General features: G+C 61.9%; 14 protein-coding genes. 6 read left to right on the top strand and 8 right to left on the bottom strand.

What is annotated here, in order from left to right; genetic code table 11:
* Positions 1-3 precede the first annotated feature (3 nt).
* From QZ648_RS06570 to QZ648_RS06555, 4 genes are all read right to left on the bottom strand, one after another.
* A complete protein-coding gene (locus tag QZ648_RS06570; RefSeq protein WP_169067019.1) occupies positions 4-963 on the bottom strand; it encodes a beta-ketoacyl-ACP synthase III in 960 nt (319 codons plus the stop codon).
* 1 nt (position 964) lies between these two features.
* Positions 965-1,981 carry a phosphate acyltransferase PlsX gene (plsX, locus tag QZ648_RS06565; RefSeq protein ID WP_169067018.1) on the bottom strand — a complete coding sequence of 339 codons (1,017 nt, stop codon included), beginning with the start codon at positions 1,979-1,981 and terminating at the stop codon, positions 965-967.
* A gap of 69 nt (positions 1,982-2,050) precedes the next feature.
* Entirely contained in the window at positions 2,051-2,230 is a 180-nt protein-coding gene (gene rpmF, locus QZ648_RS06560; protein WP_291996467.1) for a 50S ribosomal protein L32, read from the bottom strand.
* Between the two features lie 24 nt (positions 2,231-2,254).
* Complete coding sequence (locus QZ648_RS06555) at positions 2,255-2,734, bottom strand: YceD family protein (protein WP_291996466.1); 480 nt, start codon at positions 2,732-2,734, stop codon at positions 2,255-2,257.
* Between the two features lie 130 nt (positions 2,735-2,864).
* On the opposite strand from QZ648_RS06555, the gene QZ648_RS06550 reads away from it, so the two are divergent.
* Together QZ648_RS06550 and QZ648_RS06545 are read left to right on the top strand one after the other, a co-directional pair.
* A complete protein-coding gene (locus QZ648_RS06550; protein ID WP_169067015.1) occupies positions 2,865-3,449 on the top strand; it encodes a Maf family nucleotide pyrophosphatase in 585 nt (194 codons plus the stop codon).
* A gap of 33 nt (positions 3,450-3,482) precedes the next feature.
* A complete protein-coding gene (locus tag QZ648_RS06545) occupies positions 3,483-4,193 on the top strand; it encodes an SAM-dependent methyltransferase (protein WP_291996465.1) in 711 nt (236 codons plus the stop codon).
* A 20-nt stretch (positions 4,194-4,213) separates the two neighbouring features.
* Here the strand turns inward: QZ648_RS06545 and QZ648_RS06540 are convergent, their stop codons facing one another.
* From QZ648_RS06540 to QZ648_RS06525, 4 genes are read right to left on the bottom strand one after another with little or no spacing between them, the layout of a single operon-like run.
* Entirely contained in the window at positions 4,214-5,107 is an 894-nt protein-coding gene (locus QZ648_RS06540; protein ID WP_169067037.1) for a S49 family peptidase, read from the bottom strand.
* 59 nt (positions 5,108-5,166) lie between these two features.
* Positions 5,167-5,526 carry a Rieske 2Fe-2S domain-containing protein gene (locus tag QZ648_RS06535; protein ID WP_291996464.1) on the bottom strand — a complete coding sequence of 120 codons (360 nt, stop codon included), beginning with the start codon at positions 5,524-5,526 and terminating at the stop codon, positions 5,167-5,169.
* Positions 5,505-6,161 (bottom strand): HAD-IIIA family hydrolase, encoded by a 657-nt coding sequence (locus tag QZ648_RS06530; protein WP_291996463.1) that lies wholly within the window; start codon positions 6,159-6,161, stop codon positions 5,505-5,507. Before QZ648_RS06530 ends, QZ648_RS06535 begins: the two co-directional genes overlap by 22 nt.
* A complete protein-coding gene (locus tag QZ648_RS06525) occupies positions 6,145-7,137 on the bottom strand; it encodes an RluA family pseudouridine synthase (RefSeq protein WP_291996462.1) in 993 nt (330 codons plus the stop codon). The genes QZ648_RS06530 and QZ648_RS06525 overlap by 17 nt, the downstream gene beginning before the upstream one ends.
* A gap of 405 nt (positions 7,138-7,542) precedes the next feature.
* Here QZ648_RS06525 and QZ648_RS06520 point away from each other — a divergent pair, with 405 nt between their 5' ends.
* The 4 genes from QZ648_RS06520 to QZ648_RS06505 all read left to right on the top strand — a co-directional run bounded on the left by QZ648_RS06520 (position 7,543) and on the right by QZ648_RS06505 (position 16,918).
* The gene (locus QZ648_RS06520) at positions 7,543-10,485 is read left to right on the top strand and encodes an Rne/Rng family ribonuclease (protein ID WP_291996461.1); all 2,943 of its coding nucleotides are present in this window, start codon (positions 7,543-7,545) and stop codon (positions 10,483-10,485) included.
* Between the two features lie 555 nt (positions 10,486-11,040).
* Positions 11,041-12,270, top strand: a complete 1,230-nt coding sequence (locus QZ648_RS06515; protein WP_169067010.1) for an efflux RND transporter periplasmic adaptor subunit — start codon at positions 11,041-11,043, stop codon at positions 12,268-12,270.
* 6 nt (positions 12,271-12,276) lie between these two features.
* A complete protein-coding gene (locus tag QZ648_RS06510) occupies positions 12,277-15,516 on the top strand; it encodes a multidrug efflux RND transporter permease subunit (protein ID WP_291996460.1) in 3,240 nt (1,079 codons plus the stop codon).
* On the top strand, positions 15,509-16,918 hold the full coding sequence (locus tag QZ648_RS06505) for an efflux transporter outer membrane subunit (RefSeq protein WP_169067009.1): 1,410 nt from the start codon (positions 15,509-15,511) through the stop codon (positions 16,916-16,918). Before QZ648_RS06510 ends, QZ648_RS06505 begins: the two co-directional genes overlap by 8 nt.
* Positions 16,919-17,016 lie beyond the last annotated feature (98 nt).

The following is a 17,016-nucleotide window of genomic DNA, read 5'->3' as shown; positions in this document are numbered from 1 at the left end:
CTTCTATAGTTCGAGCAGCACGGCGCCCCAGGTGAAACCACCACCGACGCCTTCGAGCATGATTTTCTGACCGGCCTTGATGCGCCCGTCGCGAACCGCCTCGTCGAGGGCCAATGGCACGGACGCCGCTGACGTATTGCCATGTCGATCGACGGTCACCACCACTTTGTCCATCGGCATCTTGACGCGTTTCGCCGTTGCTTCGAGGATGCGAACATTGGCCTGATGCGGAATCAACCAGTCGATGTCTGACGACGCGATGCCGGCGGCCTGACAACACTCGTCCGCCACTTCCGCGAGCACGCGCACGGCAAATTTGAAGACCGCCTGTCCGTCCATGCGCAGGAAAGGATCGCCAGTGACCTTACCCCCGCAGACGCTACCGGGAACCGACAGGATACCGTGGTGGGCACCGTCGGCATGCAAGGCAGTGGCCAGAATTCCCGGCTTGTCGGAAGCCTCGAGAACGACCGCACCCGCCCCATCACCGAAGAGCACGCAGGTGCCCCGATCAGACCAGTCGAGAATGCGTGAAAAGACTTCGGCGCCGACGACCAGAGCCCGGCGATGGCTACCCGAGCGGATGAATTTCTCGGCAATCGTCAAGCCATAGACGAAACCGCTGCACACCGCCTGCACATCGAAGGCGGTCGCGCCACGATTGCCCAGCTTGCCCTGCAGCAAGCACGCGGTGCTCGGAAAGATAAAGTCCGGGGTCGAAGTGGCGACAATGATCAAGTCCAGGTCGGTGGCATCCAGACCGGCAGCAAGTAGCGCTCGCTTGCTTGCTTCGAGGGCCAGATCGCTGGCGTTCTCGCCGTTCGCCACAAGATGACGAGACTTGATGCCGGTTCGGCTGACGATCCACTCATCGCTGGTGTCGATCCCGCGACTCGCGAGATCGTCATTGCTGACCGGCGGTCCGGGCAGATAACTGCCGATACCGGTGATGCGGGAGAACATGCTATGCGATCTCCAGAAGCGGTTGTTGTTGTTGCGCGACGCGCTCACTGATCCGTGCCAGGACGCCACTGCGCGCCTCTTCCGCAGCACGCCGCAGCGCCTGCCCGAAGCTGAAGACATCTGCCGAGCCGTGACTCTTGACGACAATGCCCTTCAAGCCAAGCAAGGTGGCGCCGTTGTACTTGCGATGGTCGACGCGGCTCTTGAAGCGATTGACCACCGGCAAGCAGATTACCGCGGCTAGCTTGGTCAACAAATTGCGCCTGAATTCCTCACGCAGAAAGGTCGCCAGCAGCTGCGCCAGGCCCTCCGAGGATTTCAAAGCGACATTGCCTACAAAGCCATCACAGACCACGACATCAGCCTGCCCCTTGTAGACACCATCGCCTTCGATGTTGCCAACGAAATTCAGGCCGGAATCCCAAAGCAGTTCAGCAGCGCGCTTGACGACATCGTTACCCTTGATTTCTTCCTGCCCGATATTCAGAATCCCGACCGTTGGCCGATCGCGATGCTCGACCGCCGAAACCAAGGCAGCACCCATGATTCCGAACTGCAGCAGGTTTTCAGGGCTACAATCGACGTTGGCGCCAAGGTCCAGCACGTGCGTGTGCCCTTTGATCGTCGGCAGAATACCGCAGATCGCCGGGCGATCGATACCGGGCAGCATCTTGAGCACGAAACGGGAAATACCCATCAAGGCGCCGGTATTTCCCGCCGAGACACAGGCATCGGCCTCGCCGCTCTTGACCAGATTGACCGCCACGCGCATCGACGAATCCTTCTTGGTGCGCAGCGCTACCGACGGCGCCTCGTCCATGGCGACGACCTCACTGGCATGATGAATAACGACACGCCCAATGGCCACGTCGCCGACCATGGAGACGATACTATCGGCGATGCCGACCAGGATCACGCGCACGTCAGGCTGATCACGGACGAACTCAAGCGCCGCCGGAATTGTCACTTGGGGACCATGATCCCCACCCATGCAGTCAATGGCGACGGTAATAGTCATCGGAAGGCAGACCAAAGAAAAGGCAGGAAGGCCCCCATCATGGGAAGCCGCCTGCCCCATCCAAGGGAATCACTCGCTCGCGCCCTTGCCGACTTTTTTTCCGCGATAGTGGCCCGAGGGGCTGATGTGGTGGCGCAAATGCACTTCGCCGGTGCTTGGCTCGACGGCCAGCGGCGGGCTGCCCAGGGAGTCGTGTGCGCGATGCATGCCGCGCTTGGACGGGGATTTCTTGTTCTGTTGAACAGCCATGTCAAACTCCTAAAATCAAACTTACTAAGCCCTGCCCTTGAGGCCGGCCAAAACTGAAAATGGCGACTCTTTCGTCGATTCGCCTGCGGCACCGGGCAGCGCACAATCGTCGTGACGAGGCACCGTCGGAAGCGCCAGAAGGATTTCATCCTCGACCAGAGCCAGCACATCAAGCTCCTTCTCGGCCGGAAGAAAGTCCCTGGAGTCGTCCTCCAGATCCTCCTGCGTCAGATCACTGTCACTCGCCACAAATTCGAGCAAACTACGCAACTCCAACGCGTACGCCAGCGGCTCCAGGCAACGCTGACAGCACAGCGTCAGCACGCCGTCCACCTGCAGCAGTAGCTGCGCGCGGTCGCCAGAGCCCATACCCCCTTCGACGCGATACGTCAGACAAGCCGTTGAGTCCAACAGCAAGTCAGCCAAACGAGTCAGCGCCGCCAGCGGCACTTCGCCTTGCAGCGAACCTCCCTCGCGCCCGAAAGCCAGACCATCAATGAGCACGCGTCTCGACATAAGGGCGGCATGATATTATTTTCGGCTTTTGAAGTCAAAGCTGTGGCGCCGCAAAACAAGCTATTTCTCGATTACTTCGGCGGCGGCCGCAATTTCCTTCCCTGATCGGCCACACCCTATGCCCAGAAAACAGCTCATCCTGGCCTCGACCTCGCCATTCCGACGCCAACTCCTGGCTCGGCTCGGCCTGCCCTTCGAGAGCGCTGATCCCGCCGTCGATGAAACGCCGCTACCAGGCGAAACACCCGAAGCCAGTGCCTTGCGCCTGTCCGAAGCCAAGGCACGAGCGGTTAGCGCCCTTTTTCCGGACGCGCTGATCATTGGTAGCGACCAGGTCGCCTGCCTTGACGGTCAGGTCTTCGGCAAACCCGGTGATCACGGCAAGGCCGTGCGCCAGTTGCAGACCATGCGTGGGCGCAGCGTCAATTTCTTTACCGGCCTCTGCCTCCTCGACGCCGCAAGCGGCCGAGCACAGCTGCGCGGCGTACCGACACGGGTCCACTTTCGTGACCTGACAGACATCGAAATCGAAAACTACCTGCGCAGGGAGCAGCCCTACAATTGCGCGGGCAGCGCCAAATCAGAAGGATTGGGAATCGCCTTGATTGCCAGGATCGATGGCGAAGACCCCAACGCGCTCATCGGGCTACCCCTGATAGCCCTTTGCGACCTACTGCGCACAGAGAACATATCTGTATTATAATCAATGCCATAAACGTTAAACATAGGGTAATTTATGAACAAGGGACGGCTTTATTTGATCCCCGTTCCGCTCGGCCCGACCGCCGTCGCCGTGGTCCTGCCACAAGCCGTGCTTGCCTGCGCGCGCGGACTCGGTCACTTCGTTGCCGAAAATGCCAAGTCGGCGCGCGCCTTCCTCAAGTTGCTGCCCGCCGACCTGCCCGTGCAAGAGATCCGGATTCAGGAGCTCAACCAACACACGCCAGCCAGCGAGCTGCCGGCACTGCTGGCACCCCTGCTGACCGGCAACGATGTCGGCTTGATCTCCGAAGCCGGATGTCCGGCGGTCGCCGACCCGGGCGCCGCGCTGGTCGCTCTGGCGCAACAGGAAGGCATCCAGGTCGTACCCATGGTCGGTCCGTCATCGATTCTCCTGGCCTTGATGGGCTCGGGACTGAGCGGCCAGTGCTTCGCCTTCCACGGCTACCTGCCAAGCGCCCCTGGCGAACGCGAAAAGCGCCTGCGTGAACTGGAGAGGGAGTCGCGGCTGGGACAGCAAACGCAAATTTTCATCGAAACGCCGTACCGCAACCAACAAATGCTCGAATCCGTGCTCAAGACCTGCGCCCGCGACACCAGAGTCTGCGTCGCGACCGACCTCACTCTCGACAGCGAGCAGATCGCCACGCGCCGGGTTGCCGCGTGGCTGCGCCAATCGCTACCAAATATCAATCGCCGGCCGACGGTATTCCTGCTGCAGGCCTAGCGACCGCCGGTCAACGAAAGTCAGCGCAAGGCGGACCAGTCGATGGCGCCAAGCAGAGAACCCGCACCTTGCGCGGCGTCGGCACGCAGGCGCTTGGCGAAACGCTCGGCGATATTTTCCTTGATCGTGAAGTCGACGATCCGCTCGGCCTTGATCACTTCGCGCGCCACCGACTCAACGGTACCCAAGTCGTCGGCCAGCCCGAGCTGAATGCTCTGCGTACCGGTCCACATCAGGCCACTGAACATCTCGGGCGTTTCCTTCAGACGCTCACCTCGCCCCTTGCGAACGACTTCGATGAACTGCCGGTGAATCTCGCCAAGCAAGACCTGTGCGTGCTTCTTCTGCTCTGCATCCTGCGGCGAAAACGGATCCAGGAAGCCCTTGTTCACTCCCGCGGTCAGCAACCGGCGCTCCACCCCGAGCTTGTCCATGGTCCCGGTAAAGCCGAAGCCATCCATCAGTACGCCGATCGAACCGACAATGCTGGCCTTGTCGACGAAGATTTTGTCGGCGGCGACAGCCACGTAATAGCCGCCGGAAGCGCAGAGATCCTCGACCACGACGTAAAGTGAAATCTGTGGATGCTTGCTGCGCAGGCGGCGGATTTCGTCATGCACGATACCCGCCTGTACCGGGCTGCCACCCGGGCTATTGACCCGCAGGACGACGCCCGCAGTCTCTTTATCGTCAAAAGCGGAGCGTAAGGCGTCGTTGATACTCTCCGCACTGCCTTCGCCACCGCTGGCGATGGTGCCATTGAGGTGAACAAGCGCCGTGTGCTTGCCATTGACCAGCTTCTCCGAGCCGCCGCCCCAGTCGATGAACAGGAGCAGCATCGCGAGCAGGTAGGAAAAGCCGATCAGTTTGAAAAAAATTCCCCAGCGCCGTTTCACTCGCTGCTCCTGCAGCATCGCCAGGGCAAATTTTTCCAACAACTGCCGCTCCCATTGGGGTTCGTTTTCAGGAGTAGTCACGCTTCTTGCTCGCTTGGGGTGTAGTAGATGGCGCCATCGCGCTCTTCGATCGCTAGCGGCGTCAGGCCTCTACCGTTACAGCGGCCGCCCAGACAGCGACCGTCTTGAGGGGAATACAAGGCGCCATGTGTCGCGCAAATCAAGTATAGCTTGGAATCATCGAAGAATTCATTGGGCTGCCAGTCCAGTTCAACGGGTACGTGACCACAGCGATTGAGATAGGCCGCCACCCGACCACGAAAACGCACGGCGAAGGCCGGCTCTTCACTCTCGCCCCCCGGGACGGTGAAACGAACGCCGGCGCCGCCGTCGATCAAATCGGCAGACAGGCAGATCAGGCGTTGATTCGCAACCATTGCGCCACCTCATCAATCTCCTGGAGACGGGCCAAGGGAGCCAGCGCATCCAGCGCGGCCGCTGGATGCGCGCCATAGCCGGCGGCCAGGCAGGCAACGCCAGCGTTCTTGCCCATCAGCAGGTCATGCGTTGTATCACCGATCATCAGCGTCCGTTCCGGGTCGACCGACAATTCATCCATCAACTCCTCAAGCATTTGCGGATGCGGCTTGGAAAAACACTCGTCGGCACAGCGTGAGGCGTGAAAATACGGCCCCAGGCCACTGCTGCGCAAGGCGCGATCGAGTCCGATCCGGCTCTTACCGGTGGCCACGGCGAGCAGAAAACCGGCCGCGGCCAGTTCGGCGATCATGGCTGCAGCACCGTCGAACAACTGCAGTTCGTGATCGTGCTGCAGGTAGTGATGGCGGTAGCGCTCGACCATCAATGGATAGCTGTCGGCGGGCAGATTCGGCACCGCGAAGCGTAACGCATCGTGCAGGCCGAGCCCGATCACATGCCGAGCCCGCTCGTCCGCCGGGATCGGCAAACCGAGGTCACTGCACGCCGCCTGGATGGCGTCGACAATCGCCCCCGCCGAATCAAGCAGGGTGCCGTCCCAGTCGAATACCAGCAATTTAAACCGGCTCGCCATAGTCCTGCCTCTCCTTTTTCGAAACATTGCGCAGGAACTGCGCCAGGGCGCTCGGCAAAGCGGCTTCCAGCATCATTTCGTGACCGTCCTGCGGATGCGGCATCGTCATTTTCGTGGCGTGCAGGAACATGCGCTTCAGCCCGTCCCTGGTAAGGATCCGATTGAGGGCAAAATCGCCGTACTTCTCGTCACCGGCAATGGGAAAGCCAAGGTGTGCAAGATGCACGCGAATCTGGTGCGTCCGCCCCGTTTTCAGTTCCGCTTCGAGAAGACTGAAATGCTCCCAGCGCGCCAGCAGCCGAAACACGGTATAGGCCACCTTGCCGTCGTCTGCGACACGAACCCGGCGCTCGCCGGACGGCAACAGATACTTGAGCAAAGGCAAGCGGACCTTGCGTACCGGGTCCATCCAGCGCCCGGCGACCAAGACCTGATAACGTTTGTCGGCGCCGCGCTCACTACCGCCGCGGGCACCGGCACGGAACATCTCGTGCAAGACCAGCAACACCGAGCGCTTCTTGCCGATCAACAGCAGGCCGGAAGTCTCGCGATCCAGGCGATGTGCGAGTTCGAGAAAGCGTGCCTGCGGCCGCTGCCGGCGCAGCGCCTCGATGACCCCAAAGCTCTCCCCGCTGCCCCCATGCACGGCAAGGCCTGCCGGCTTGTCAACGACCAGCAAGCCCTCGTCTTCATAGACCACCGGCAGCTGCGCCTTGAGGGCCGCCCCGTCCACGACTTCCTGCTCGACCTGCGCCGTGCGCATCGGCGGAATGCGCACCACATCGCCAATTTGCAGGCGATACGATACCGCGGTGCGGCGCCCGTTCACCCGCACCTGACCGCTGCGCACGATGCTGTAGACGTGGCTCTTGGGCACTCCCTTGCACTTCTTCAGCAACAGGTTGTCCAGGCGCTGTCCGTGTTCGTTCTCGGTGATCAGCTCCTGAATCACGGAGCTTTTGCTAACTTCGGCCATTTTGAATATACTTCGCTCGTTTTGCGTCTTGAGTTGAAAGAGGCGCTGACCCGTGAGACCGTCCAGCGGCGCCGATTCTAAAGCAATTGCGACGCACTTTCCGGCAGGCCTCAGCCGCCTCGCTTGCGCCAATCTGCGCAAGATCACTCAACGCGATGCACCTGGTTAAGTACGCTCACCACTAAGTAGCGATACTACTTGAACTGCGCGCGCCCAGCACCTGCGGAACGGCCCAGGCAGATTCCGGAGTCCTTGATTTCAAAGGCCAGACGACTGACAAGTCGGCGAGATTGCCCTATTAGTTGCCCTGTCGGAGAGCCCCTCAAGCACCCCACCAAACAGCTAATCCGTCGCTGCCTGAAGCAGGCAATTCCCCCGTGAGAGCGCGTGGGAGCCCAATTTATTATGAAACGCATGCTTTTTAACGCGACACAGGCCGAGGAACTGCGTGTCGCCATTGTCGACGGTCAGAAACTCATTGATCTGGACATTGAATCGGCCGCCAAGGAACAGAAAAAAAGCAACATATATAAAGCAGTCATTACCCGCATCGAGCCCAGTCTGGAAGCGGCATTTGTCGACTACGGCTCCGAGCGGCACGGTTTTCTCTCCTTCAAGGAAGTGTCCCGCGCCTTCTTCCAGCCCGGTGTCGATGCCGGCCGCACGACAATCAAGGAAGCGCTTCGCGAAGGCCAGGAGCTGATTGTCCAGGTTGACAAAGACGAGCGTGGCAACAAGGGAGCGGCGCTGACGACCTTCATCAGCCTCGCCGGGCGTTATCTGGTACTGATGCCGAACAACCCACGCGGCGGCGGTGTCTCGCGCCGTGTCGAGGGCAACGAGCGCGCCGAGTTGCGCGAAGTGATGGATCAGCTTGATGTCCCGCAGGGCATGAGCCTGATCGCCCGGACGGCGGCCATTGACCGAAATGCCGAAGAGCTGCAATGGGATCTCAACTACCTGTTGCAGCTGTGGAAAGCCATCGAGGGCGCCGCCCATCAGCAGAAGGGAGCCTTCCTGATCTACCAGGAAGGTAGCCTGGTGATCCGTGCCATTCGTGACTACTTTCAGCCCGACATTGGCGAAATACTGATCGACACCGACGACGTCTTCGAACAGGCAAGTCAGTTCATGGCGCACGTGATGCCAGCGACGGTCGACCGCATCAAGCGCTATCACGACGATGTGCCGCTCTTCTCTCGCTTCCAGATCGAGCACCAGATCGAATCGGCCTATTCGCGTCAGGTCGGCCTGCCGTCGGGTGGCGCCATCGTCATCGACCATACCGAAGCCCTGGTGTCTATCGACGTCAACTCGGGCCGCTCGACGCGCGGCGCCGACATTGAAGAGACAGCGCTGAAAACCAACCTCGAAGCGGCAGAAGAAGTCGCCCGTCAATTGCGCCTGCGCGACCTCGGTGGCCTGATCGTCATCGACTTCATCGATATGGAGAGCCAGCGCAGCCAGCGTGACGTCGAGAATCGCGTCCGCGACGCACTGCGCTTTGACCGTGCACGCGTGCAGACCGGCAAGATCAGCCGCTTCGGCCTGCTCGAGTTGTCGCGCCAGCGCCTGCGCCCGGCGCTCGCGGAAACCAGTTACATCGCCTGCCCGCGGTGCTCGGGGACTGGTCACATCCGTAGTACCGAATCGGCCGCCCTGCACATCCTGAGGATTCTCGAAGAAGAGGCCATGAAGGACAACACGGCGGCGGTGCACACCCAGGTACCGATCGACGTCGCCACTTTCCTGCTCAACGAAAAGCGAACCGATGTCCAGGAAATCGAGCAGCGACACAAAGTGACTATCCTGCTGATTCCCAACATGCACCTCGAAACGCCACAGCACACGATCGTCCGCGTTCGCCAGGACGAACTGGTCCACGACGAACAGCTGCAGCCCTCGTACCGCATGGTCGACATGCCCACCGCAGACGTCGCCGGTGCGACGACCGTCGCTGACGCCAAAGCGTCGCGCCCCGAAGCGGCAATCAAGGGCGTTACCGCGTCGCAACCAGCACCGATGCGCGCGCAAGAACCCCCGCCCGCGGCCGAAAAGCCAGCCAGCGCGGCAAGTGGCTTCGTGAGCCGGATTATTTCCTGGTTCCAGCACAAGCCCGAGGCAGCGCCAGCCGAACCGGCACCGGTACCGGCAAGGCCCGCTCGTGCCAGCAGTTCGGCACGTGACTCACAGCGCGATCCCCGCCGCGGCAACGCTCGCAACAATCGTCGCGAGGAGACGCGTGAAGCACCTGCACCACGCGGCAATCGTGAGCAAAACGAGGCCGCAGCGCCACAGACCGCCCCGCAGGCACGCCCGGAACCGTCGCGGACTCGTGAGCCGCGAGAGCCCCGCGAACCCCGCGAACCCCGTCGCGGGCGTTCCGAACCACGTGGCGAGCGCAAGGAGCAATCTGCCCCGCCACAAGAGCTTGAAGCACCAGCCACGCTGCAGCCAGAACACGCTCCGCGCCCGAACAGCCCCGCTCCTGAACAAGCGACCAGCGAGAACGGTAGCGCCCCACGCCGTCGTGGGCGTCGCGGTGGTCGCCGCGAGCGCGGCGAGAAAACCGAGAACCAGGTCGACCTCCTGAACAGCGAAACGGCAGCCAGTCGCGCCGCACCAGCTAGCGCGCCAGCGGCAAGAACTGCACCCACTACAGCCGAGCCGCAGCAGGCCGCAAACCCGCCGGCCACCGCCGCGCCGGAAAGCGTGCCGGTGGTGCCGATCAGCACGGAGCAACCCCACCCGCAACCTGCCAAGGTCGTCATCCAGCGCCCCGCCGCGGGCGCCCCCCCTGCGCCGGCGCCGGCGCTGCTGGCCGAGCTTGCCGACACGACCGCGCCGGTCAACTCCGGCAAGGCGGAAAACACTGCGGCAAACCCCGACGCTGCGGCGACAACAGCCAAGGCGGCGAGCGAAGTCCTTACCGCGAACGCGCCGGAAGCAAGTGCCGCCGCCGTGGCGGAGGCAGGCGCCCCCGTCACAGCTGCCGCTGCCGAAACGCCAACAGCCGTCGAACCACCGCTCGTAGTCGCAACGCCGCCCGTCATCGAAGCGAGCTCCGGCGCAGAAGTCCCGGTAAGCCCCGTAGCTACAGCAGCAGAAGAGGTGGTGGTAGACGTTCCGGCAGCCCTTGATCTGGTCGAGTCCGCTCCACCGCCAACCGCCACCCCGGCGGTGAACGTGCGCAGTGAATTGGTGATGATCGAAACCAACACCGACAAGGCGCAATCATGGCAAGCCGAGGAAGTGACTGCAGCGGCGACGGCACGCAAGCCACGTCGCAAGCCCGCCACCGTGGCCGTTGCTGACGAGCCGCTGGTGATGGTCGAAACGCAAAAGTAAGTCGCGCGTTTGTTCGCGTGAGCGAGGGTCGGAGATACTTTCCGCCAAGGCGCACAAGCCTCCAGGTCAAGGAGATCCGATCCTCCCGCAAATATCGGCCATGCAGCGAACGGTCATGACATGTCGAGACACCCCGAATCATGAAAGTCATGACCGTTTCCCTCTTCCCCTGCCCCTTCTCCCGCAAGGGGAGAAGGGAGTTTCGTGAGTCGCTTGCGCGACTTTCACATTAAAGGCAAGTGCTCCGGTGGACATTTCCCCAGCAGCAACCCACTGGAAAACGCTTCCCCGCGCTGCCCCTGGGCCCGCCTACTGAGCCCCGGCCGCACCCAGTTGATTTCTGACCAGGCGACCGACTGACATGCATTTGCGATGCCTACGTAGAGCATAATGATTCCCCAATTTCTCTTATAATCCGGCTTTTCTCGTCCAATGCGCCTTACCGTCGCAAGAAGGAAAAGTAGACGAGACTTGCCCTATCGACCCTTCTCATAGACTTCGGGAATTTTCCGAGCAGCAACAAGCCAGTCCAACTGTCCCCACGCAGGAGCCGTCATGACCTCTACCCCAATCTTCTTCTCGTCCGCGCGTCGTCGTACCCTCGGGTATACGGCTGCCAGCCTGGCCAGCGTTGCGCTGCTGCTTACGGCGGGCTGTGGCAAGAAAGAAGTGGCCGCGCCGCCGGCACCTCCGACTGTCGAAGTCGTCACCGTGACGCAGAAGGACGTGCCGATTTACGAGGAGTGGATTGGCTCTCTGGATGGCGACGTCAATGCCGTCATCCGCCCGCAAGTGACCGGCTACCTGATCAAGCAGACGTACACCGAAGGCGACTGGGTCAAGAAAGGACAGTTGCTGTTCCAGATCGACCCGCGCCCTTTCCAGGCAGCCGTCGACCAGGCGCAGGGATTGCGTGCTCAGCAAGGCGCGCTCTACCAGACTGCCAAGGCAAATCTAAAGCGGGTCAAGCCTCTGGCGGCCAAGAACGCCCTCAGTCAGAAGGATCTCGACGACACCACCGGTGCCGAGCTGTCGGCCAAGGCATCTCTTGAAGCCGCCGAAGCCTCGCTGGATACTGCGAAACTCAATCTCAGCTTCACCCGCATCACCTCTCCGATCGCGGGCATTGCCGGCATCGCCAAGGCGCAGATCGGCGACCTGCTCAGCCCGAGCATGCCGACCGAACTGACGACCGTGTCAACCGTCGACCCGATCAAGGTCTATATCAACATCAGCGAACGCGAGTATCTCGTCCTCGCCAGGGCCATCCAGGCCGAAGGCACGCGACCGGAACGGATACCCCTCCAACTGATCCTGGTCGATGGCTCGACCTACCCGCACGCGGGTCGTTTCTCGGTACTCGACCGCCAGGTCGACACCACGACCGGCACCTTCAAAGGTGCCGCCCTCTTCCCGAATCCCGATAGACTGCTCCGCCCCGGTCAATACGGACGCATCAGGGCGACGATGGCGATCGAAAAGGGAGCACTGCTGGTGCCGCAGCGAGCGGTCACCGAAATACAGGGCAAATACCTGCTTGCCGTCGTCGGCGCAGACAACAAGGTTGCCATCCGCCCGGTGACCGTCGGCAACCGCATCGGTTCGGACTGGATCATCGCCAGCGGCCTGAAGCCCGGCGAAAAAGTCATCGCCGAAGGCACCCAGAAGGTCAAGGACGGCAGCACGGTCAATCCACAACCCTTCGCGGCGGCCGCACCGGCTGACGGGAAAGCGGCCGCGCCCGGGGAAAAACCAGCGGCGCCCGCGCCCGAAAGCAAGGGGTAAGCGGCCATGGCCAAGTTCTTCATCAATCGGCCGATCGTCGCCATGGTCCTCTCGATCCTGATGACGCTGATCGGGGTGGTGGCCATGGTCGGGCTTCCGATCGCCCAGTTCCCGAACATCGTGCCGCCGGAAATCAAGGTCAACTCCACCTACACCGGCGCCGACGCGCTGACCGTCGAACAGGCGGTGTCCACCCCGATCGAACAGCAGATGTCGGGCGTCGACAACATGAACTACATGTATTCGATCAACGCCAACAACGGCCAATCGACGCTGACGGTCAACTTCGACATTGCCACCGACGTCAACACCGACCAGATTCTCACCCAGATGCGCTCCAACCAGGCCGACTCGCAACTGCCGGCCGACGTGCGCAACTTCGGCGTCACGGTACAGAAGTCGACTGCCTCGCCGCTGGTGATGTTCGCGCTTTACTCGCCGAACAACACCTACGACGGCGTCTTCCTCTCGAACTACGCGTACATCAACATCAACGACCAGATGACGCGTGTCAAGGGCATCGCCAGCGTCACCGTCTTCGGCGCCGGCCAGTACGCGATGCGCCTGTGGGTCAAGCCCGACCAGCTCGCCAAGCTGAACATCACCATTCCCGAGATCATCAACGCGGTCAACGCGCAGAACACCGTTAACCCGGCCGGTACGGTCGGCGCCGAGCCTGCTCCACCGGGGCAGGAATTCACCTACGCGGTACGCGCGCAGGGACGCCTGGAGAGTGCCGAGGAGTTCGGCAAAGTCGTGCTGCGCGCCAACCCGGACGGATCGATCGTTCGCGTTCGCGACGTGGCGCGCATCGAACTCGGCGCCCAAACCTACAACATGGAAGGCCGCCTCAACGGCAAGGCAGCGACACTGATCGCCCTCTACCAGATGCCGGGCGCCAATGCCCTCGAGGCAGCAGACGGCGCCAAGGCGCTAATGAAAACGATCAAGGAAAGTTTCCCGCCTGACCTCGACTACGTCGTCGCTCTCGATACCACCCTCTCGGTCACCGAAGGGATCACGGCCATCCAGCACACGCTGTTCGAGGCCATCGTCCTGGTAATCATCGTCGTCTTCGCTTTTCTGCAAGGCTGGCGTGCGACCCTGATCCCGCTGCTCGCCGTGCCGGTATCACTGGTCGGCACCTTCATGCTTTTCCCGGTGTTCGGTTTTTCGATCAACACCCTGTCGCTGTTCGGTCTGGTGCTGGCGATCGGTCTGGTCGTCGACGACGCGATCGTCGTCGTCGAAGCCGTCGAACATCACATTGAGCACGGCTTGTCGCCCAAGGAAGCGACGATGAAAGCGATGGACGAAGTCACCGGACCGGTGATTGCCATCGCCGTCATCCTCTCGGCGGTCTTCGTACCGACGGCGATGATCCCCGGCATCACCGGGCAGCTCTATCAGCAGTTTGCGGTCACCATTGCGCTATCGGTGATCATTTCTGCGTTCAATGCGCTGACCCTCAGCCCGGCGCTCTGCGCCCTGCTCCTCAAACCAAAGGTCAGGGGGACCGGCCCGGTCCAGAAGTTCTACGACTGGTTCAACAGGGGCTTCAACCGCCTCACCGGCGGCTACGTCGGAACCTGCCGCCTGGCCATCCGCAAGAGCGCAATCAGCCTCCTTTTCCTGCTCGGCATCGCCGTCGCTGCCGGTTTTCTCGGCAAAATGACTCCCGTCGGCTTCCTTCCCGATGAAGACCAGGGCTTTGTCTATGCCGGCATCCAGCTCCCCGACGCGGCCTCGCTGCAGCGCACCCGGGAAATCGCCAAGGAAGCGGAAGCGCTGGTGATGGAGGTTCCAGGCGTCAAGTACACGACGACGGTCATCGGCTACAACATGCTCAGTCAGGTACAGAACACCTATAGCGCCTTCTTCTTCATCACCCTCGAGGACTGGGCCGAACGCAAGGCGCCCGAACTGCAATACGAAGCGATCAAGGCCGCGCTGACCAAGAGACTGGGCAGCATCCCGGGTGCCATCGGCTTCTCGTTTCCGCCACCGGCGATTCCCGGCGTCGGCACCTCGGGTGGCGCGACTTTCATCCTTCAGGACCGCTCCGGCAAGGACATTGCCTTCCTCGCCGAGAACACCACCAAGTTCGTCGACGCTGCCCGAAAGCGTCCCGAACTGGCCGGTGTGTCGACCACTTTCCGACCCACGGTCCCGCAGCTGTTTGTAGATGTCGACCGCGACAAGGTACTCAAGCAAGGGGTCAACATCGACGATGTGTACAAGACCCTGCAGAGCTTCCTGGGTAGCGGCTTCATCAACTACTTCAACCGCTTCGGCCGTCAATGGCAGGTCTACCTGCAGGCCGAGGGCGATTACCGCACCGATATTGACGGGATCGGCCAGTTCTATGTGCGCAACAAGGACGGAGAAACAGTGCCGCTGTCAGCGCTGACCTCGGTACGCCACATCGCCGGCCCGGAGTTCACGATGCGCTACAACCTCTACCGCAGCGCGCAGATTAATGCCTCGGCAGCCCCCGGTTACAGTTCCGATCAGGTCATGACGGCGCTCGAGGAGGTGTTCGCCGAAACCATGCCGGGCGAAATGGGCTACGACTACATGGGCATGTCCTACCAGGAGAAAAGAGCGCAGCAGGGCGTCTCGCCAACAGTCATCTTCGGCTTCTCGCTGCTTTGCGTCTTCCTGATCCTGGCGGCCCAGTACGAAAGCTGGTCGCTGCCGTTCTCGGTCCTTCTGGGAACACCGATCGCCGTCGCCGGCGCCTTCGCCGCACTGCTGCTGCGCGGCCAGGAGAACAACATCTACGCCCAGATCGGCCTGGTGATGCTGATCGGCCTGGCCGCCAAGAACGCCATCCTGATCGTCGAGTTTGCCAAGATGGAGTATGAAAAAGGTGAGCTTTCGCTCGCCGACGCGACACTCAAGGGCGCGCAGCTGCGCCTGCGGCCAATCCTGATGACTTCCTTCGCCTTCATCTTCGGCCTGATCCCGCTCGCCCTGTCCACCGGCGCCGGCGCCATTTCACGGCAGGTGATGGGCGGCGCGGTGATCGGCGGCATGCTGGCGGCGACCTGTCTGGCGATCTTCATCGTCCCGGTCTGTTTCTACGTCGTCGAGAAGCTCGCGCACAAGGGCCATACGGGACCCTATCAACACCCTGACGGCGGTGGAAGTGGCGGTGGAGGTGGCGACGGCCATGCCAAGGCCGGCGCAAGCGACGAGCTGCCAACGCAGATCGCCGCAAAGGAGGGCCCGAGCCATGCGTAAGACCATGATCGCCGCCCTGCTGGCGCTGCTCGCCAGTGGCTGCATGATCGGCCCGGACTACCTTCGTCCGCAGGTGGAGACGCCGCCGGCCTGGCGCCTCGACACCCAGACGGCCAATGAGCTCGCAAACACTGCCTGGTGGAAGCAGTTCGACGATCCGGTACTCGACGATCTGGTCAGCACGGCATTGCACAACAACCACGACCTGCTGATCGCCACCGCGCGCATCGAGGAGTTCGCCGGCCGCTACGGCATCTCTCGTGCCGAACTCTTCCCGCAAGTTGGCGCCGGCTACGAGGCGAGCCGGCAGCGCAGCATACTTTCCGGCGCCAGCAGTCCCTCCACCTACAACAGCTATCAGGCGGTGATCAGCGCGAGTTGGGAAATTGACATCTGGGGGCGAATTCGCCGCCTGAACGAAGCCGCCCGGGCACAGCTACTGGGCAGTGAAGACGCCCGCCGAGCGGTGATCCTGTCGCTGGTTGGCCGGGTTTCCGGAGCCTACATCAACCTCCGCGACCTCGATCGCCAGCTGGAGATCGCCCAGGCGACCGCCCTGAGCCGAGGAGAGTCCTACTCCGTATTCCAGGAACGCTATCTCGGCGGCATTATCTCGACGCTCGAACTGAGCCAGAACAAGTCGCAGTACGACGAAGCGCTGGCCAGCATCCCGCCGATTGAAAGAGCGATCGCCCAGCAGGAGAACGGCCTCAGCGTCCTGCTCGGTCGCAATCCCGGGCCCATCGCCCGCGGCAAGAACATTGATCAACTGAGCTTGCCGACGATCCCTGCCGGCCTGCCCTCCGATCTTCTCGAACGCCGGCCAGACATTCAGCTGGCCGAGCAAAACCTGATCGCCGCCAACGCGCTGATCGGTGCGGCCAAAGCCGCCTACTTCCCGACGATATCCCTGACCGGGCTCTTCGGCTACGCCAGCAATGGTCTGAGCGAGCTGTTCAACAGCCAATCGAAGGCCTGGCAATACGCGGCACCGATCACCATGCCGATCTTCACCGCTGGCGCCATCGCCAGCCAGGTGCAGGAAGCGGAAGCACAGCAGCAGCAAGCCCTGTTCGCCTACCAGAGAAGCATCCAGGAAGCATTCCGCGAAGTCAATGACGCACTCATCAATCAGGAGCGCACACGCGAGCAGCTGCGCGCGCAGAAGCAGCAGGTCAAGGCGCTGGAGCAGTATTCAGCAACCGCCCGGCTGCGCTACGACAACGGCTACACCAGCTACATCGAAGTTCTCGATGCCGAGCGCAGCCTGTTCAACGTTCAGTTGCAGTACACGCAGACGCAGCAAACGCAGTTCCAGGCGATGATCAATCTCTACCTGGCGATGGGCGGCGGCTGGATAGGCGAGGCCGACAAGCTGACCGCCACGCGCAAAGTGCAGTGATCGCCGCTGAACTTCCGGCGCGCCGCGGCTGACGACGGCATCGGCATTGGCATTGGCAATCTGCGGTGCCCTGAACGGCGCGGCAGCGTTTGACCGGC

Origin of the sequence: Candidatus Accumulibacter sp. ACC012, assembly GCF_907163155.1 — a bacterium.
GTDB classification, from domain to species: Bacteria; Pseudomonadota; Gammaproteobacteria; order Burkholderiales; family Rhodocyclaceae; genus Accumulibacter; species Accumulibacter delftensis.
The sequence above is the reverse complement of the archived record's forward strand: the minus strand, read 5'-3'. Positions and strand labels throughout refer to the sequence as shown.